Source organism: Ensifer sp. ENS08, from assembly GCF_014852195.1.
Taxonomy (GTDB): domain Bacteria; phylum Pseudomonadota; class Alphaproteobacteria; order Rhizobiales; family Rhizobiaceae; genus Ensifer; species Ensifer adhaerens.
The window spans coordinates 91964-109108 of the sequence record NZ_JACVBF010000016.1 but is presented as its reverse complement, the minus strand read 5'-3'; the positions used below and the strand labels follow the sequence as shown (position 1 = coordinate 109108).

Here is a 17145-nt window from a genome sequence, read left to right as displayed (position 1 = left end):
CGGGCCGGCGACCGGCCTATTTCTGCGCCTGCTCGGCCGGCATCGGTTTGACCGGTGCGCCCGGGAAAATTTTCTGCAGGTTTCCCGCGATTACCTGGTCGCCCTCCGAAACCCCTGACGTCAGGCCGATGAGGTCGCCGCTCGTCGGCCCGAGGGTGACGAGCCGCTGCTCGACCGTTTCCCCCTTGCCGACGACATAGATGTATTTGCCGAGCTGGCTCGAGCCGAGCGCCGTTTCCGGCACCATCAGCACGTTCGGCTCGTCGCGGATCTTCAGCCGGACGCGGACATATTGGCCGGGCAGCAGGGAAAGATCAGTATTGTCGATCGTCACGCGCGCCACCACCGTTCCGGTATTTCCCTCGACCGTGTTGTTGATGAAGGTGAGGTCGCCGCGATAGCGCGGTTCCTTGTCGCCAGGCAAAAGCACTTCCGCCTGCACTTTCCCCTTCGCCCGGGCCTTCTGGATGTCGGCGAGTTCTGTTTCGCTCGGGTTGAAGGAAACATAGATCGGCGAAAGCTGCACGAGGTTGTTGAGCGGTGTCCCGGCGGTGTTGCTGACAAGCGTTCCCTCCGGCGCCTGGTCGCGGCCGAGCCGGCCGGCAAAGGGCGCGTGGATTTCGGTGTAGTCGAAATTGATCTCGGCGGTGCGCACCGCCGCCCGCGACATCTCCAGTGCCGCTTCGGCCTGGTGCACAGCACTCTGGCGCTGATCGAAGCTGTCCTTATCGAGGTAACCCGTCGTGGCCAGTTCGTTGCCGCGGTTGAGATTGGAGCGGAGATAGGCGAGCGACGCCTGGTCGCGCTCGACCTGGGCCTTTGCCTGATCGAGCGCTGCCCGATAATCGCGCGGGTCGATCCGATAGAGCAGATCACCTTCCTTCACATCCGAACCGTCGGGCACCGCCTGCGACTCGATATAGCCCGTGATCTTGGCGCGGAGCGTCACGTTGCGGATCGCTTCGGTGCGTGCCGAATAGTCGAGATAGATCGGAATGGTTTTCTTGACGACCGAGGCGACGGGAACGGGCATAGCCTGTTGCGGCGGACCCACCGCCGCACCGGCGTCGCCGCCCTTCAGCTCGAAGCCGCCGTTCTTGTAGTGATAGGCCGCAGCAAGGGCGGCGACCACGACCGCTGCGGCAAGGACCAGTCTCGAACCACGCATGTCAGGCTCCAATTCCTATTCCGCCGCCTCCGGCTCGTGACGCTGGCCGATCGGCTGCGAGGACGTGCCTTCGCGCCATTTTTCGATGACCGCGTAGAAGACCGGGACGAAAATGAGTGTGAGGATCGTCGCCGCCAGCATGCCGCCGAAGACGGTGGTGCCGATTGACTGGCGGCTGGCAGCACCTGCGCCCCTGGCATACATCAGCGGCAGCACGCCGAGAATGAAGGCGAAGGCCGTCATCAGGATCGGCCGCAGCCGGAGACGCGCCGCTTCCGCGGCGGCTGCGACGACGTCGAGCCCTTCCTCGCGTCGGCGTCTTGCGAACTCGACGATCAGGATGGCGTTCTTGGCGGCAAGTCCGACCAGCATCACGAAACCGATCTGCGAATAGACGTCGATCTGCATACCGCGCAGCCACAGCGCCGAGAGCGCGCCCAAAAGCGCGAGCGGCACTGACAACAGCACCATGAAAGGCATCGACCAGCTTTCATACTGGGCGGCCAGGATCAGGAAGCAGAAGACGAGGGCGAGCGCAAAGACGAGCGCGGCGATCGAGCCTGCCCGGATCTCCTGATAAGTAATGCCGGTCCACTCGAATGTGTAGTCCCTGGGCAGCGTCGTTTTTGCCACCCGCTCCATCGCCGCCACCGCCTGGCTCGAGCTGAAGCCGGGTGCTGCCGCACCGTTGATCAGCGCCGAGGGGTAATTGTTGTAGTGGGTGATGGTCTCCGGGCCGACCGTCGGCTTGAAGGTTCCTAGCGTATTGAGCGGCACCATTTCCCCCTCAGTGTTGCGCACGTAGAGACGAGAGAGATCGGTGGCCGAGGCGCGTGCGCCCTGATCGGCCTGCAGCGTCACGCGGAAGGTGCGGCCGAAGATGTTGAAGTCGTTGACATAGAGCGAGCCGAAATAGATCTGCAGCGTGCTGAAGATATCCGGAAGGCTCAGGCCCAGCAGCTTTGCCTTGTCGCGGTCGAGGTCATAGTTGAACTGTGGGCTCGAGGTGCTGAAGGTGGTGAACAGCTGGTAGGGATTGATTTCCGGCTGCTTGCGCGCCTCGGCGATCAGCGCCTGCGTCGCGTCGTTCAGCGCCTCGGCGCTGCGGCCGGCAAGGTTCTCCACCTGGAACTCGAAGCCACCGGTAGCACCTAGCCCCTGGATCGACGGCGGGTCGAAGGCGAGCACCAGCGCGTCCGGGATCTGCAGCAGTTGCGGCATCACCGCTTCACGCAGCGCCGAGGCGCCTTGTTCGGGCGGCCGCTCGTCCCATGGCTTCAATACGGCGAATTGCACGGCCGAGTTTGACTGGGCGGCGAAGGACAGGAAGTTGAAGCCGACGACCGAACCGACGAAATCGACGCCGGCGGTGCCGCGCAGGATCTCTTCGGATCGCCGCGCGACCGCCTCGGTGCGTTCGAGCGAGGCACCATCGGGCAACTGGATGACGACGAAGAAATAGCCCTGGTCCTCGACCGGCAGGAAGGTCGAGGGGATCCGCTGCCATAGCGCATATGTCGAGGCGATCGCGGCGAGGAAGACAGCAAACAGCGCCCAGCGCCAGCGCACGAGCCCGGCGACGCTGCGCGCATAACCGTGCGACAGGGCGTGAAAACCGCTGTTGAACCAGCGGAAGAGGGCAAAACGCGGCTCGCCGCGATAGCGTAGGAACGCGGCGCTCAGCGCCGGACTGAGGGTCAGCGAGTTGAAGGCGGAAAAAGCGACGGAGATCGCGACCGTCAGCGCAAACTGGTTGTAGAGGCTGCCGGCGACGCCCGGAATGAAGGCGACGGGGATGAAGACGGCCAGCAGCACCGCGGTCGTCGCGATGATCGGGCCGGTCACCTCCTGCATCGCCTTTTTGGTGGCCTCGAGCGGCGGCAGCCCGGCCTCCAGCTGGCGTTCGACGTTCTCGACGACGACGATCGCGTCGTCGACCACAAGCCCGATGGCAAGCACCATGCCGAGCAGGCTCAGCATGTTGAGCGAGAAGCCGAAGAGATACATGACGACCAGCGTCGCGATCAACGAAACCGGAATGGCGATCGTAGGGATGATCGTCGTGCGCAGGTTTTGCAGGAAGATGAAGACGACGAAGACGACGAGGGCGAGCGCCTCGAGCAGCGTGAACACGACATCCTTCATCGCCGCCGAGACGAAACGCGTGGTGTCGTAGAACATGTGGTAGGCGATGCCCGCGGGGAAGCGCTGCGACAGCTCGTCCATCTTCGCCTGCACGCGGGCCTGCAGGTCGAGCGCGTTGGAGCCCGGTGCCTGGAAGACGGCAAGCACGACGCTTTCCTTGCCGTTGAAGGTGACCGACGAGGAATAGAGCAGCGCGCCGAGCTCGATGCGCGCCACATCGCGCAGCCGCGTCGTTGCCCCCGTCGTCTGGTCGGCGCGCAGCACGATGTCGCCGAACTGGGACGGGTCGCTCAAGCGTCCGAGCGCGTTGATCTGCATCTCGAAGGGCGTGCCGGCCGGTGCCGGCGATTGCCCGATCTTGCCGCCGGCGACCTGGATGTTCTGCTCGGCAATGACGTTCTGGACGTCGACGGCGGTAATGCCGAGATTGGCCATGCGATCCGGATCGAGCCAGACGCGCATCGAATAGCGGCGCTCGCCGAAAAGCTGGACGTCGCCAACGCCCGGCAGGCGTTTGAGTGGATCGAGGATCTGCAGGTAGGCGTAGTTGCTGACCGCGGCGAAATCGACCGAATTGTCGGGCGAATCCAGGCTGACGAGCACGGTGAAGTTCGGGATCTGCTTGGCGATGGTCACGCCGGTCTGGTTGACGAGGGCCGGAAGCGAGGAGGCGGCCTGCGAGACGCGGTTCTGCACGTCGAGCGCGGCGACGTCGATCGGATAGCCGACCTCGAAGGAAATGATGATGCGCGACGAGCCGTCGTTCGAGCTGGTCGAGGTCATGTAGAGCATGCCGGGCACGCCGTTGATCTGCTGTTCGAGCGGCGTCGTCACCGTGTCGGCGACCACCTGGGCGCTGGCGCCCGGATAGTTGGCGGCAACGACGATCTGCGGCGGCGTGACGTCGGGAAATTGCGAAATCGGCAGCAGGAAATAGCAGATGCCGCCGGCGAGCGTCATGATGATGGCGATCGCCGATGCGAAGATCGGCCGGTGGATGAAGAAGTCGATCATGGGGCCGATCCTTTGGGAGCGCCACCATCGCAGCAGGCGGCGTGGCGGAAACTCGGCACCGGCACGCCCGCCGCGCGGACCTTGCGGTCAGCGACGGTCTCCCCAGCCTTCAGCCCATCCAGCATGCGCATCATAAGGCTCCAGCACGAGATCATGACGGGCCGATCCGGTCCTAATCACGACGACCAAATCACGAGCGTTATCGAATCTAAAAAGTCTCTGCGGTGTGCGCTCTGGCTAAAAGACGCCTGGCGACCGCGCTCACCGACACTGCGCATGAAATTTTTCTGCAGTTACCGCCGCCGTTTCCGGAAGAGGTCTTTGCCGCAAGCGGATGCTCCTCGATTTGCCACGGTGGCGAAAATGTTACTGGTCGGTAACATCGTCGCATGTTATCGACCAATGACAGGGCGTCAAGGGGCAAGATTTTCCGCGCCGTTCACGCCGGGCCACTGCGATGACAACGGATTTCTGCAAACCATCCCGTCGTTCGCCGCGCGATCGCATCGTCGAGGCGGCGCGTGATCTCTTTCGCCGCCGCGGCATTCGCGGAACCGGCGTCGATGCGATTGCCGATGCTGCCGAGAGCAACAAGATGACGCTCTACCGCCACTTCAGTTCGAAGGACGAGCTGATCGTCGAATGCCTGCGCCATGCGGGAATGGAGATGGATGGCTTCTGGCGCGAACTGGAAGACCAGCACCCGGGCGACGGTCTCGGTCAGCTCAGGGCCTGGGTCCGGCGTATCGCCGAGCACCTCGGCGAGGACAAGTGCCAATGCGAAATGATGAGCGCCGCCGTGCAGCTGACCGATGAGGATCACCCCGGCCGCGAGGTGATCCGCCTCTTCAAGGATGCGCAGCGCGACCGGGTCGTCGAGCTGTGCCGCCGGGCCGGCATCGCCGACGCAGAGCTGCTCGGCGACACGCTGCTGCTGCTGATCGATGGCGCGCGCGCCGCGCAGCAGAGCAGCGGCGCCGAAGGGCCAAGTGCTCGTTTCGCCGAGATCGCCGATGCGGCGATCCTGTCTTTTACCGGCAACAGGACCGCTTCCAAGTAGCGGCCGTTGCCTACCGCTGGGCTGGCCAGTCCGGGTGATGGCTGTCGATCACGAACACATGGGTGTGGCGGTGGCCGCTGCCGACGCGCGTCGCACCGGCAAGATGGGGGTGATCGCCCGCCAGCGCATGATGGGTGTGTTCGATTTCGTCCGGGTCGGGCGCGGGCCAGAGCCGGGCGGCCGCGGCGACAGCGCCGATGGCGATGAGGCCAAGCGCGATGAAGGTCGTGCCGAGCCCGGCGGTAGCGCCGAGCCAGCCGGCCAGCGGATAGGTGATCAGCCAGCAGGCATGCGAAAGGGCGAACTGCGCTGCAAAGAGCGCCGGCCGGTCTTCGGGCTGGGCGGAGCGGCGCAGCAACCGGCCGGACGGCGTCTGGGTCAGCGAGTAGCCGATACCGATGGCGAGCCACAGCGGCAGCAGCGAAGCGAAATTTGGAACGAGGGGCCCGATGAACAGGCCGGCGACGAGGATCGTCGCCCCGGAAAACATCGCGAAACGGTCAGGCGTCCTGTCGAGCAGGCGCGGCAGCATCAGCGCGGCAATCATCGAGCCGCAGCCAAAGGCGGCAAGCGCGATCGCCGTGTCGGTCTGGGTAAGGTCGAAGCCGGCCTGAACCAGCACCACCGTGTTGACGATGACCATCGAACCCGCCGCCGAGACCGCGAGATTGAGCGCGAGCAGGCCGCGCAGCCGTGGCGTCGAGAGATAAATGCGCAGACCCCGTGTCGTGCGGTCGTAGATACCGCGCCGTTCCGCAGCCTTCGGGCTTGGCAGCGCGACGGACACGACGAAGGCGGCCGAGGCGAGGAAGCCGATCACCGTGCCGGCAAACACGTCATGGAAACTGACGACGGTAAGCAGTGCCGCAGCGAGCATCGGGCTTGCGACGCTTTCGAGATCATAGGCAAGCCGCGAGAGCGACAGGGCGCGGGTGTATTCCTTTTCATCCGGCAGCACGTCGGGAATGGTCGCCTGGAAGGTGGGGGTAAAGGCGGCCGAGGCCGACTGCAGCACGAAGATCAGCACATAGACCTGCCAGATCTCGGTCACGAACGGCAGGAACAGCGCGACGGCGGCGCGCACCAGATCGAGGCTGACGAGCATGGCACGGCGTGGAAGCCGTTCGGCGAAGGCGGCGGCGATCGGCGCCACGCCGACATAGGCGATCATCTTGATCGCGAGCGCCGTCCCGAGCACCGCGCCCGCTTCGGCGCCGGCCAGATCATAGGCGAGAAGGCCAAGCGCGACGGTTGCGAGGCCGGTTCCGATCAGCGCGATCACCTGCGCCAGGAACAGGTGGCGATAGGTGCGGTTTGCGAGGATCTGCAGCATGATGATTGGGCCTCGCTCGGTGGCGGTTTGTGGCAGCGGATTTGCTGCTCAGAGGTATTTCGTGATCGCCTTGAACTCGTCGATGGAGTGGCGCTGCTCGTGCGGAAGCGCCCCGATCGTGTCTTCAAGGCAATGGTCCAGGTGATCCTGGATCAGGGTTCGCTTCGCCTGGCTGATCGCCTTCTCCACTGCGTGGAGCTGCTGGGCGATGTCGAGGCAGGAGCGGCCGCCTTCGATCATGGTGATGACGCTCTTCAGGTGCCCCTCCGCGCGTTTCAGCCGCTTGACGATCTCGGGATGGGTGTCGTGTCTGTGCTCGCTCATATCAATATCCTATCCCCCTGGATAGGATATTTCAAGGGAGTGATTTTCGATGGTTGCTGCGGTGTCCGAAGGCGGGCGTTGTGGCGCCATGTATCTGGTCTATCCGGATCCAGATGCGGCGGGACCGGGTGCCCAGCGCCTGGGCGAAATCATCAGGCACGAGGCACGCGCCTGGCGCAATAGTCGTCCGTCTGCGCGTCTTTCCGGAATGTGCCCGCCGTTGCTTTAGGCCAGCCTCTTCGAGAGGCCGCGCTCCATCACCACCCCGTGGTTCCAGCGAAAGACGGGTCTGAGGATAAAGGAAAGACGGACCATCCAGGGCTTCGTGACTGTCACGATCCAGTCATAGCGAACGCGGCAAGCGCTGCCTTCGCCTTGCAGGGTCCAGCGGCCGATGCCGTCGAGTTCGCCCAAGGCCCGGCCTTCGATGAAGAGAGGCGGCTCGACTTTGGTGGTCTCCATGTCGAAGACCAGTTCGTAGGGGAGTGCCGTCGACCAGCGCATGCGCCTGACGGCGCCGACACCATGTTCGTCCCCCTCGTTTAGCAGCGTAACCTGCTTCACCGATGGCCACCACTCGGGCCAGCGTTCCGGCGTGCTGAGTTCATGCCACACGTCTTCAAGCTGGGAGGCGATCGTCCATTCGGTGACGAGATGAAAGTTGGTCGACGACATCGCCGATCCCTCAACAGGCGGAACGCCTGAAGTATAACACGGCATGCGGACCTTGCGGCCCGCATGCGTCGTTTCACGCCGTCAGGCAGCGCGTGCAGCGGCGCCAAGCGGTTCCAGGTCGTCGAGCACCTTGTCGCCGTTGTAGACGGTCTCGTCGAGAATGCCTTCGCGCTTGGCGACGATCGTCGGCACGAGCGCCTGACCGGCGACGTTAACCGCCGTGCGGCCCATGTCGAGGATCGGGTCGATGGCGAGCAGCAGGCCGACCCCTTCGAGCGGCAGGCCGAGCGTCGAAAGCGTCAGCGTCAGCATGACAGTCGCGCCGGTGAGGCCGGCGGTTGCGGCAGAGCCGAGCACCGAGACGAAGACGATCAGCACATATTCCTGGATGCCGAGCGGCAGGCCGAAGAACTGCGCGATGAAGATCGCCGAGATGGCCGGGTAGATCGCGGCGCAGCCGTCCATCTTGGTGGTGGCGCCGAGCGGCACGGCGAAGGCGGCATATTCGCGCGGCACGCCGAGGCTCTTTTCGGTCACTGTTTCGGTAACGGGCAGGGTGCCGACGGAGGAGCGTGAAACGAAGGCGAGCTGGATCGCCGGCCAGGCGCCGGCAAAGAAGCGCGAGGGCCTCAGGCCGTGGCCGACGAGCAGCGCCGGGTAGACGACAAAGAGCACGATCGCAAGGCCGATATAGACGGCAGCGGTGTACCAGCCGAGCTGCGCCAGCGTTTCCCAGCCGTACTGGGCAACGGCGCGACCGAGCAGGCCGATCGTGCCGATCGGCGTCAGCCGGATAACCCACCAGAGGACCTTGCGCACAATCGCGAGAAGCGACTGGTTGAAGGCGAGGAACGGCTTGGCAGCATCGCCCACCTTCAGCGCCGCGGCGCCGACGGCGATCGAAACGACGAGGATCTGCAGCACGTTGAAATTGAGCGAGGTGTTCGCACCCGTGTCGGTGACCTTGGTGCTGGCTTCAAGGCCGAGCATGTTGGCGGGCACGAGGCCCTTCAGGAAATCGAGCCACGAGCCGGAATAGGAGGGGGCCTTGGCAGCTTCCTGCGAAACGGCCGAACCGATGCCCGGCTGGATGATCAGGCCGAGTGCGATGGCGATGACGACGGCGATGAGAGAGGTGATCGCGAACCAGAGCAGCGTCTGCCACACGAGCTTGGCGGCATTCTGCAGCGTCGCCAGGTTGGCGATCGAGGCGACGATGGCGGTAAAGACGAGCGGCGGCACGAGCGCACGCAGAAGCTGGACGAAGATCGAGCCGATCGTCTGCAGGGTGACCGTCAGCCAGTTGGCATTGCCGCTGGCATCGACGCCCATATTGCGGGCGATGAGGCCGAGCAGCAGGCCGATGACCATGGCCGCCAGGACTTGGAACCCGAAGGAAGCATAGATCGGCTTTGGTGAGGATTGGGTGGTTGCTTGGGACACGTCTTTCACTCTCATTGTGTGGCGGCGGCCACATTTTTAGGCAATGGCCGCCGCAAGTGCCCGAAAAATAGTCGAGTATTCTGGTCGAGATAAGAAAACCTTTGGCTCGAAAACTATTCCAAGTGGAATATTTTCCCGGATCAACCGCGCACTCTCGCTCCGGCCGGATTGCGCCTGAGGGCGGCGAAGCGGTCATCGATCTCTAAACCGGGCGAACTGACGAAAAACATTTCAATCCCGGCACGTCTCGTTGAAATCCTCTTTCTCTATAAAATTAGTGTATAATGTAACCTGTCTGTCGTGGCCGGAGTTCGCCGCGTGTTGCGGAGCGCCTTGTGCGCTTCGCCTTCGGCAGGGTGATCTCCTCGAGTTTAAAGCGAGAACAGGAGAGGATTGAGATGACACGCAAGATCCGGCTTGGAGCCTTTCTTCCCGGCGGCGGGCAGCATATTGCCGCCTGGCGCCACCCCGACCAGCCAGCCGACGGGGCGACCAGTTTCGAGTTTCACAAGCAGCTGGCGCTGACCGCCGAACGTGGTCTGTTCGATGCCTACTTTCTTGCCGACGGGCTGGCGATCGGCTTCGGTGGCGCGCGAGAGGGCGGCAATGCCCGTGTTGCCGGCTTCGAACCGGTGACCCTGTTTTCGGCGCTGGCGCCACTCACCACCCATCTCGGTTTCATAGCCACCTCGTCGACGACCTATGAGGAACCCTATACGACAGCGCGCAAGTTCGCGTCGCTCGACCTCATTTCCGGCGGTCGCGCCGGATGGAACGTGGTGACGACCACGGGTGATCCGACCGCCCAGAATTTCAACCGCGACACGCAGCTTCCGCATGCCGAGCGTTACCGGCGCGCCGCCGAGCATGTCGATGTGGTCAAGAAGCTCTGGGACAGTTTCGAGGACGATACCTTCATCCGCGACAAGCAAACGGGCGTCTTTTTCAATCCGGCGAAGTTGCACGACACGGATCACCGCGGCGAGCATTTCAAGGTCCGCGGTCCGCTCAACATATCGCGCTCGCCGCAGGGACATCCCGTCATCGTGCAGGCCGGCCAGTCCGATGATGGCAGGGGCCTTGCCGCCGCCACTGCGGAGGTGATCTTCACGGCGCACCAGCACATCGAAACGGCGCAGGAATTCTATCGCGATATCAAGGCCCGCGCCCGAGGCCTGGGCCGCAACCCGGACCACATCCTGGTCATGCCCGGTGTCTCGCCCTTCGTCGGCCGTACGGAAGCCGAGGCGCGGGAGAAATACGAACGGCTGACCTCGCTCATCGTCGAGGAGGACGGCATCGGCCTGCTCAACGGCCTGACCGGCGGAACGCTCGATCTCCGTGGCTACGACCTCGACGGGCCGCTGCCGCCGGCGCCGCCGACCGAGGGCATGAAGAGCCGCCAGGCGCTGATCCGCCAGATCGCCGACGAGAACAACTTCACCATTCGCCAGCTCTACCAATGGATCGCGTCGGCGCGCGGCCACTACACGATTGTCGGTACGGCGGGGCAGATCGCCGATACCCTGCAGGAATGGTTCGAGAACGAAGCCGCCGATGGCTTCAACATCCTGCCGCCATGGTTCCCGACGGCGCTCGACGACTTCGTCGAGCTGGTGATCCCGGAATTGCAGCGTCGCGGCCTGTTCCGCACCGCCTACGAGGGCAGGACGCTGCGCGAAAACCTCGGCCTGCCCGTACCCGTCAACCGCTGGACTGCCGCCCGGTCGGTCGTTCAAGCAGCGGAGTGAGGTGTTGCCATGTCCTATGAAACCATCAACCCCTCGCTTGCGGCAGGCTTTGCAACGGCGCGCCGTGAGGCTCTGGCCAAGAGTTCCACTTCGCCCGCCGCGCATTCCCGGCCGAACTCCGTGCCGCGCTGGCGCCGCCTGCTCGGCGCAATCGTCGCCCGCTACGGCCTCGTGCTTGCGTTTCTGGCCTTCTGGCAGGTTGCAAGCACCGTGGGCTGGGTCAACGCGGCGGTGTTTCCGCCGCTCGACGTGATCCTGTCGGCCCTTTGGGACGGTATCGCCGGCGGCGCGCTGCTCGACGACATCGCCATCAGCCTGCAGCGGTCGGGCATTGCCTTTGCAGCCGCCGTCGCGGTGGGAATCCCGCTCGGGCTGTTCATGGGCCAGGTCCGGCTTGTCGAACAGGCACTCGACCCCGTCCTGCAGCTTTTCCGCCAGACCTCGGCCCTGGCGCTCTACCCGGTCTTCATTCTGCTGCTCGGTCTCGGCGAAACGTCGAAGGTCTTCGTGATCTTCTGGGCGACGCTCTTTCCGATCCTCCTGTCGACGATCGGTGGGGTCAAGGAGGTCGACAGGAAGCTGATCGAGATGGCTCGCACCTACGGCGCCGGCTCGCTCGCCGTCTTCCGCCGCGTGGTTCTGCCGGCCTCCGTGCCTGCGATCTTCGTCGGCCTCAGGCTCTCGGCCACGACCGCGTTGCTGCTTCTGATCGCTGCCGAAATGATCGGAGCGAACAAGGGCATCGGCTTCCAGGTGATGAACGCCCAATACAACTTCCAGATCCCGCTGATGTTTGCATCGATCCTGCTGCTTGCCCTGCTCGGTCTCGCCGCCAATGCGCTGCTCGTTCTCATCCAACGCAATCTCTGCCGCTGGTCTGCGCCGAACGCCTGACCGCCTTACCAGTTCCCCTTCGAAAGGATATCGAGATGACCTTCCACCCCCGCAATCTTCTTCTCTCGGCAGCCGTCACACTTGGCCTTGTTTCACCGGCGGCCGCTGCCGACGCGGTCACGCTTCGCTATCTCGCCAGCCAAGGCGGTCTGTCGGCACATGAACTCGCGCAGGAACTCGGCTATTTTGATGGAACCGGCATCACGATCGAGAGCGTCGGCTACGCCACCGGCGGCCCGGCATCACTGATCGCGCTGGCCTCCGGCGACGTCGAGATCGGCAGCGCGGCGACATCGGCCGTGCTGAACTCGATTATCAGCGGCAACGATTTCGTGGCCGCCTATCCCTCCAACGGCATCAATGACGAAGTGCAGTCGATTTTCTACGTGCTGGAAGACAGCCCGATCAAAAGCATCAAGGACATCGCCGGCAAGAGCATAGCGGTGAACACGCTCGGTGCGCACCTCGACTATACGATCCGCGAGGCCTTGCACTCTGTCGGCCTGCCGACAGATGCCGCCAACCAGGTGGTCGTGCCCGGTCCGCAACTGGAACAGGTCCTGCGCTCCGGCCAGGTGGATATCTCGGCCTTCGGCTATTGGCAGACGACCTTCGAGGGCGTGGCTCGTAAGAATGGTGGTCTGCGCGCGATCTTCGACGACACCGACGTGCTCGGCGAGATCGCCGGCGGCTTCGTCGTGCTCAGACGCGACTTCGTGAAGGAGCATCCGGAGGCGGCAAAGACCTTCGTGCTGCAGTCGGCCCGCGCGCTCGACTATGCCCGCGAACATCCGCAGGAAACAAAGGAAATCCTTGCCAAGGCCCTGAAGGCCCGCGGGGAAAATCCTGAGATCGCCCAGTACTTCCGCGGCTATGGGGTGCGGGCCGGTGGCCTGCCGGTCGAGCGTGACCTCCAATTCTGGATCGACGTGCTGGTGCGCGAAGGCAAGCTCAAGCAGGGCCAACTGGCGCCAAAGGACGTTCTCTTGGCCGTCGACGGCGCAACGGCCAGCAACTGAGGACGTTCCATGAGCGTTACCCAGAACCCTCGCCGGGGAGAGGTGACGATCCGTCACCTCTCCAAGTCCTACCGCCTGAACGGCACGCCCTTGCCTGTGCTTCGGGATATCAACCTTAATATCCGCTCCGGCGAGACGCTCGCTATCGTCGGCGCCAGCGGTTCGGGCAAGACGACCCTGCTTCGGGTGCTGGCGGGTCTTGAGGATCCGGATGCCGGAGAGGTGCTGATCGACGGAAAGCTGACGAGAGGTGTCGGCACCGACCGTGCCGTGATCTTCCAGGAGCCGCGGCTCCTGCCCTGGCTGACGGTGCTCGACAATGTCGGCTTCGGGCTGGAGACGCGTGGTCTTTCCCGTGGGCAGGCACGAGACCGGGCGCGGCGCTACGTGCAACTGGTCGGCCTGCAACAGTTCGAAGACGCCTATCCGCGGCAATTGTCGGGCGGTATGGCGCAACGCGTCGGCATTGCCCGGGCGCTTGCGGTCCAGCCGGAAATCCTGCTGCTCGACGAGCCGCTGGGCGCGCTGGACGCCATGACCAAGATCAGCATGCAGCAGGAGTTGGCGCGGATCTGGCGCGACGAGGACGTGACAACCGTGCTCGTCACCCATGATCTCGAGGAGGCGATCTATCTCGCCGACCGTATCCTCATCCTGCCGCGCGAAAAGGGCGGCGAACCTCGGCTGATCGAGATCGACCTGCCGCGGCCGCGCGACCGCAGCGCCAGCGCCTTCGTGCGCCAGCGCGAGGAACTGCTCGGCATCTTCGGACTGCACTAAGGTCGCGTGCGGAACGGTTGCAGCGATTACGCGTTATTCTCTCTCGACGTTCGCATCCACCGGGGGCGATGCTGCCAGATGGTCGGATGCTCAGCCGAGACAGGAGCAACGCCATGAAGCTTTCGAACGGAATGTCATTCGCCGCAATCGTTTTTGCCCTTGGCACGGCAACACCGGCGCTCGCCAACGGCTTCTACACCGGCATCGATCCGCACAATCCGCCGGGCACCCAGAACCGGGTGCTCTACGGGCAACCCTACTATGTCGAACCCGCGCCCGGCCCGGTCTATGTCGAGCCTGTAGAGCCGCAAGTCTATGTCGATCCGATGCCGACTGGCAGCATCTATGTCGATCCGTATGTCGATCCGGCGCCGGGTTATGTCTACCGCCCGCCGGCCCGCACGCTGGGTGATGCCCGCCAGCGCTATACGGGCGAGTATCAGAGCGGCGGACAGGGCGACTACTATCTGGGCGTCGCGCATCCGCCGCAGGTTCCCTGAAGAACCGGCTAAGCGAAGGGGCGCGGCCGTACCTCCGCGCTCCCTGATTCGGCCGGGTGCCTGAATTCAGATGCCTGGAGTTTGAGGCGTCGCCTGTCGCTAGCGCCAACCAAGTGCCGGCGCGACATGCTTGAGGATCGCCTCGATCACATGGGCGTTGTACTCGACGCCAAGCTGGTTCGGGACCGTCAGGAGCAGCGTGTCGGCCTCGGCAATCGCCTCGTCCTTTGCCAGTTGCTCGACCAGCACGTCGGGTGCTGCGGCGTAGCTGCGCCCGAAAATCGCCCGCGTCTTGTCGTCGATGAAACCGATCTGGTCTTCCTGCTTGTTTCCGCCGCCGAAATACATGCGGTCGCGATCGTCCACCAACGCAAAGATGCTGCGGCTGACCGAGACGCGCGGCTCGCGCATGTGCCCCGCCGCCTTCCAGGCTTCCCGGTAGGCGCGGATCTGGTCGGCCTGCTGGACATGGAACGGCAGCCCGGTCTCGTCATCCTTCAGCGTCGAGCTCTGCAAGTTCATGCCGAGCTTGGCGGCCCAGACGGCCGTGGCGTTCGAGCTTGCGCCCCACCAGATGCGTTCTCTGAGGCTCGCGGAATGCGGCTCGAGGCGCAGCAGGCCGGGAGGATTGGGGAACATCGGCCGCGGATTGGGTTCGGCGAAGCCGTCGCCGCGCAGGACGTCGAGCAGCACTTCCGCGTGCCTTCTTGCCATGTCGCTCTCAGTCTCGCCCTCGGACGGCTGGTAGCCGAAGTGGCGCCAGCCATCGATCACCTGTTCCGGCGAGCCGCGGCTGATGCCGAGCTGCAGCCGACCACCGGCGATGAGGTCGGCCGCACCCGCATCCTCGGCCATGTAGAGCGGGTTCTCGTAGCGCATGTCGATGACGGCGGTGCCGATCTCGATCCGGCTCGTCTTTGCACCGACCGCCGCCAGAAGCGGAAACGGCGAGGCGAGCTGGCGGGCGAAGTGATGAACGCGGAAATAGGCGCCGTCTGCGCCGAGTTCTTCGGCCGCAACGGCGAGATCGATCGATTGCAGCAGGGCGTCGCCCGCCGATCGCGTCTGCGACTGCGGCGAGGGCGTCCAGTGCCCGAAGGAAAGAAAACCGATCTTCTTCATGGCCGTGCCGCCTCCTCGATGGAACCAGCCGCTTCCATGGCATAATTCGGTTTCCGGATACAGCCGGTGTCCGGTGACTTCGCCGTGAACGGCGGCGCGTGGGGATGCGCTCGCACCGCCGTCCTCAAGTCTTTCATCGCACCTGCAGGCGCGCTTTCATATTCGGGTGAAAGCGGCAGGTATAGTCGAAGGTTCCGGCCTTGGTGACGGTGAGTGTCGCCATCTTTTTCGGTGGTATCACCACGTCGAAATCACCCTCGGCCGTTGCCGTGTGCGCCATGACGTCCTTGTTGTCCCACTCGATCACGTCGCCGACGGCGGCGCTGATTTCGGCGGGCGAAAACACGAGCTTTTCGATCGTCACCCGGATGGTCTCCGCCCACGCCGATGGCGCAGCCAGCATCAGAGCCAGGCCGGAAATGGCGCCAAGGCTTCGCTTCCGCATCATCGCGCGGCCTACTTCATCATCCCGGCGACATGCTCGGCATGTTGCTGGTGCCCCTGGAACAGCTTGAGCCCGGTCTCCAGCAGGTCCTTGAGCTCGGCATTCTTCGCGGAGGGAATAAGCAGGGTTTCAAGCGCGCCATTGACCTGCTTGTGGTAGGCCACCTCGTTGGCGACATAGGCCTTGTCGAAGTCGGCGCCGCTCAGCTTCGCCAGCTTTTCACGCTCTTGCGTAGCCGCTTTCGTCAGCGCGCGGCTGGTGTCGTTGTCTTCGGGCGTCACCTTGAGCTTCTTGACGAGATCGAGGGCCTGCTTGTTCACGGCCTCGTGGTCGCGCAGCATGTCGTTGGCAAAGCCGATGACCTCCTTGTCCTTCGAGATTTTCAGGGCCTGCTTGGCGGCCTCGATATCGATGACGCCGGCGGTATAGGCGATATGGGCGATTTGCGGATCTGTGACCTTCGTGTCGGCTGCATGGGTAGCGCCACTGATGAGACAGGCGACGGCGAGGGCTGAAGTGAAACGGGCATACATCGGGAACTCCTTTTCCGGCCGCAAGTGGCACCGGTCTTGATGGATGACACCCGTTGGATGCGCGCCGCAGTCAAAGGTTCCCGAAAATGTCAGCCTGATAGCCCGAGCCGGTGCATGACCGCCTCCGTCAATCGCGCGCAGCGACGTCCAGCGAAGGGAAAGGCATTCAGGAGCACCGGCCCGACCTGGCGATCGATCTGCTGACGGACGAGCTGACGAGCCCGGTAGAGGCGGCTCCTGACCGTCTTTGGGTTGATGCTGAGGAGGGCGGCGGTTTCTTCGACGCTCATCGCTTCGATGACGCGGGCGGTAAAGACCAGGCGGAAGGCTTCCGGCAAAGCGTCGGCGGCCTCTTCCACCAGCCGAAGGATCTGACGCTGCGCGAGGCTGCGTTCCGGATCGTCGGCGTTCGCAGCATTGGGAAAGGGTACGATCTCGGCGCCGGCGTTGTCCGTCGGAAGCGGAACCTCCCGTCGCGTCGCCGACCGGCGCAGGCGTCCGAGCGCCTCGTTCAACACGACCCGATGCAGCCAGGTGGCGAGGCTGGCATCGCCACGAAACGTTTCGAGGTGTTCGAACGCGCGCAGATAGGCTTCCTGCACCACATCCTCGGCGATGCTGTCGTTGCGCACGACGGCGCGCGCGATGCGAAAAAGCCGCTGGTTGTGCCTTGTCATGATGATCCGGAAGGCTTCCGGATCCCTCGCAAGCGCACGCTCGACGAGAGTCTCGTCCGTCAAATGGTCCGCTTCCGCCGTGGCGGGTTTTGTCTGCACGGCATCCTTCATCATCCACCTCCAAACCACCGTTTGATGCGGATCGGGCAAAAACGTTCCCGAGAAAACATACGCCGCGTTAGCGGCAACCGAAATAGGGGCAGGGGCGTGCTTCCAGTCGCGAGGGTGTCTCTACGAAGCGGCATTTCGCGTGTTTTCGCCA

At 64.0% G+C, this 17145-nt stretch carries 17 protein-coding genes; 6 read left to right on the top strand and 11 right to left on the bottom strand.

Features of this window, described 5'->3' with window-relative positions:
- Positions 1-16: 16 nt before the first annotated feature.
- From IB272_RS26815 to IB272_RS35415, 3 genes are read right to left on the bottom strand one after another with little or no spacing between them, the layout of a single operon-like run.
- Positions 17-1168, bottom strand: coding sequence for an efflux RND transporter periplasmic adaptor subunit (locus IB272_RS26815; RefSeq protein ID WP_060606087.1), 1152 nt, complete (start codon positions 1166-1168; stop codon positions 17-19).
- A gap of 15 nt (positions 1169-1183) precedes the next feature.
- Entirely contained in the window at positions 1184-4327 is a 3144-nt protein-coding gene (locus IB272_RS26810; RefSeq protein ID WP_192445434.1) for a multidrug efflux RND transporter permease subunit, read from the bottom strand.
- Complete coding sequence (locus tag IB272_RS35415; RefSeq protein WP_255381203.1) at positions 4324-4458, bottom strand: hypothetical protein; 135 nt, start codon at positions 4456-4458, stop codon at positions 4324-4326. The genes IB272_RS26810 and IB272_RS35415 overlap by 4 nt, the downstream gene beginning before the upstream one ends.
- 326 nt (positions 4459-4784) lie before the next feature.
- Between IB272_RS35415 and IB272_RS26805 the strand changes: the two genes are divergently transcribed.
- A complete protein-coding gene (locus IB272_RS26805) occupies positions 4785-5387 on the top strand; it encodes a TetR/AcrR family transcriptional regulator (protein WP_192445433.1) in 603 nt (200 codons plus the stop codon).
- A gap of 10 nt (positions 5388-5397) precedes the next feature.
- Here IB272_RS26805 and IB272_RS26800 read toward each other — a convergent pair whose 3' ends face one another.
- The 4 genes from IB272_RS26800 to IB272_RS26785 all read right to left on the bottom strand — a co-directional run bounded on the left by IB272_RS26800 (position 5398) and on the right by IB272_RS26785 (position 9162).
- Positions 5398-6720, bottom strand: coding sequence for an MFS transporter (locus IB272_RS26800; protein WP_192445432.1), 1323 nt, complete (start codon positions 6718-6720; stop codon positions 5398-5400).
- Positions 6721-6768: 48 nt separating this feature from the next.
- A complete protein-coding gene (locus tag IB272_RS26795; protein ID WP_089042985.1) occupies positions 6769-7044 on the bottom strand; it encodes a metal-sensing transcriptional repressor in 276 nt (91 codons plus the stop codon).
- Between the two features lie 225 nt (positions 7045-7269).
- On the bottom strand, positions 7270-7719 hold the full coding sequence (locus IB272_RS26790) for an SRPBCC family protein (protein ID WP_192445431.1): 450 nt from the start codon (positions 7717-7719) through the stop codon (positions 7270-7272).
- An 81-nt stretch (positions 7720-7800) separates the two neighbouring features.
- Positions 7801-9162 (bottom strand): dicarboxylate/amino acid:cation symporter, encoded by a 1362-nt coding sequence (locus tag IB272_RS26785; protein ID WP_112985556.1) that lies wholly within the window; start codon positions 9160-9162, stop codon positions 7801-7803.
- Between the two features lie 398 nt (positions 9163-9560).
- On the opposite strand from IB272_RS26785, the gene IB272_RS26780 reads away from it, so the two are divergent.
- The 5 genes from IB272_RS26780 to IB272_RS26760 all read left to right on the top strand — a co-directional run bounded on the left by IB272_RS26780 (position 9561) and on the right by IB272_RS26760 (position 14106).
- Positions 9561-10913: an LLM class flavin-dependent oxidoreductase gene (locus IB272_RS26780; RefSeq protein ID WP_060519262.1), complete on the top strand. Its 1353-nt coding sequence runs from the start codon at positions 9561-9563 to the stop codon at positions 10911-10913.
- Positions 10914-10922: 9 nt separating this feature from the next.
- Positions 10923-11807 (top strand): ABC transporter permease, encoded by an 885-nt coding sequence (locus IB272_RS26775; RefSeq protein WP_060528972.1) that lies wholly within the window; start codon positions 10923-10925, stop codon positions 11805-11807.
- 35 nt (positions 11808-11842) lie between these two features.
- Positions 11843-12826 carry an ABC transporter substrate-binding protein gene (locus IB272_RS26770; protein ID WP_112985554.1) on the top strand — a complete coding sequence of 328 codons (984 nt, stop codon included), beginning with the start codon at positions 11843-11845 and terminating at the stop codon, positions 12824-12826.
- A gap of 9 nt (positions 12827-12835) precedes the next feature.
- Complete coding sequence (locus IB272_RS26765; RefSeq protein WP_034789724.1) at positions 12836-13606, top strand: ABC transporter ATP-binding protein; 771 nt, start codon at positions 12836-12838, stop codon at positions 13604-13606.
- A gap of 113 nt (positions 13607-13719) precedes the next feature.
- A complete protein-coding gene (locus IB272_RS26760) occupies positions 13720-14106 on the top strand; it encodes a hypothetical protein (protein WP_034789721.1) in 387 nt (128 codons plus the stop codon).
- 99 nt (positions 14107-14205) lie between these two features.
- On the opposite strand, the gene IB272_RS26755 is transcribed toward IB272_RS26760, so the two are convergent.
- The 4 genes from IB272_RS26755 to IB272_RS26740 all read right to left on the bottom strand — a co-directional run bounded on the left by IB272_RS26755 (position 14206) and on the right by IB272_RS26740 (position 16997).
- Complete coding sequence (locus tag IB272_RS26755; protein ID WP_112985553.1) at positions 14206-15228, bottom strand: LLM class flavin-dependent oxidoreductase; 1023 nt, start codon at positions 15226-15228, stop codon at positions 14206-14208.
- A 133-nt stretch (positions 15229-15361) separates the two neighbouring features.
- Positions 15362-15673 (bottom strand): cupredoxin family copper-binding protein, encoded by a 312-nt coding sequence (locus IB272_RS26750; RefSeq protein ID WP_112985573.1) that lies wholly within the window; start codon positions 15671-15673, stop codon positions 15362-15364.
- 11 nt (positions 15674-15684) lie between these two features.
- Positions 15685-16206, bottom strand: coding sequence for a DUF4142 domain-containing protein (locus IB272_RS26745; RefSeq protein ID WP_112985552.1), 522 nt, complete (start codon positions 16204-16206; stop codon positions 15685-15687).
- An 89-nt stretch (positions 16207-16295) separates the two neighbouring features.
- Positions 16296-16997 carry an RNA polymerase sigma factor gene (locus IB272_RS26740; RefSeq protein ID WP_082584561.1) on the bottom strand — a complete coding sequence of 234 codons (702 nt, stop codon included), beginning with the start codon at positions 16995-16997 and terminating at the stop codon, positions 16296-16298.
- Positions 16998-17145: the final 148 nt, after the last annotated feature.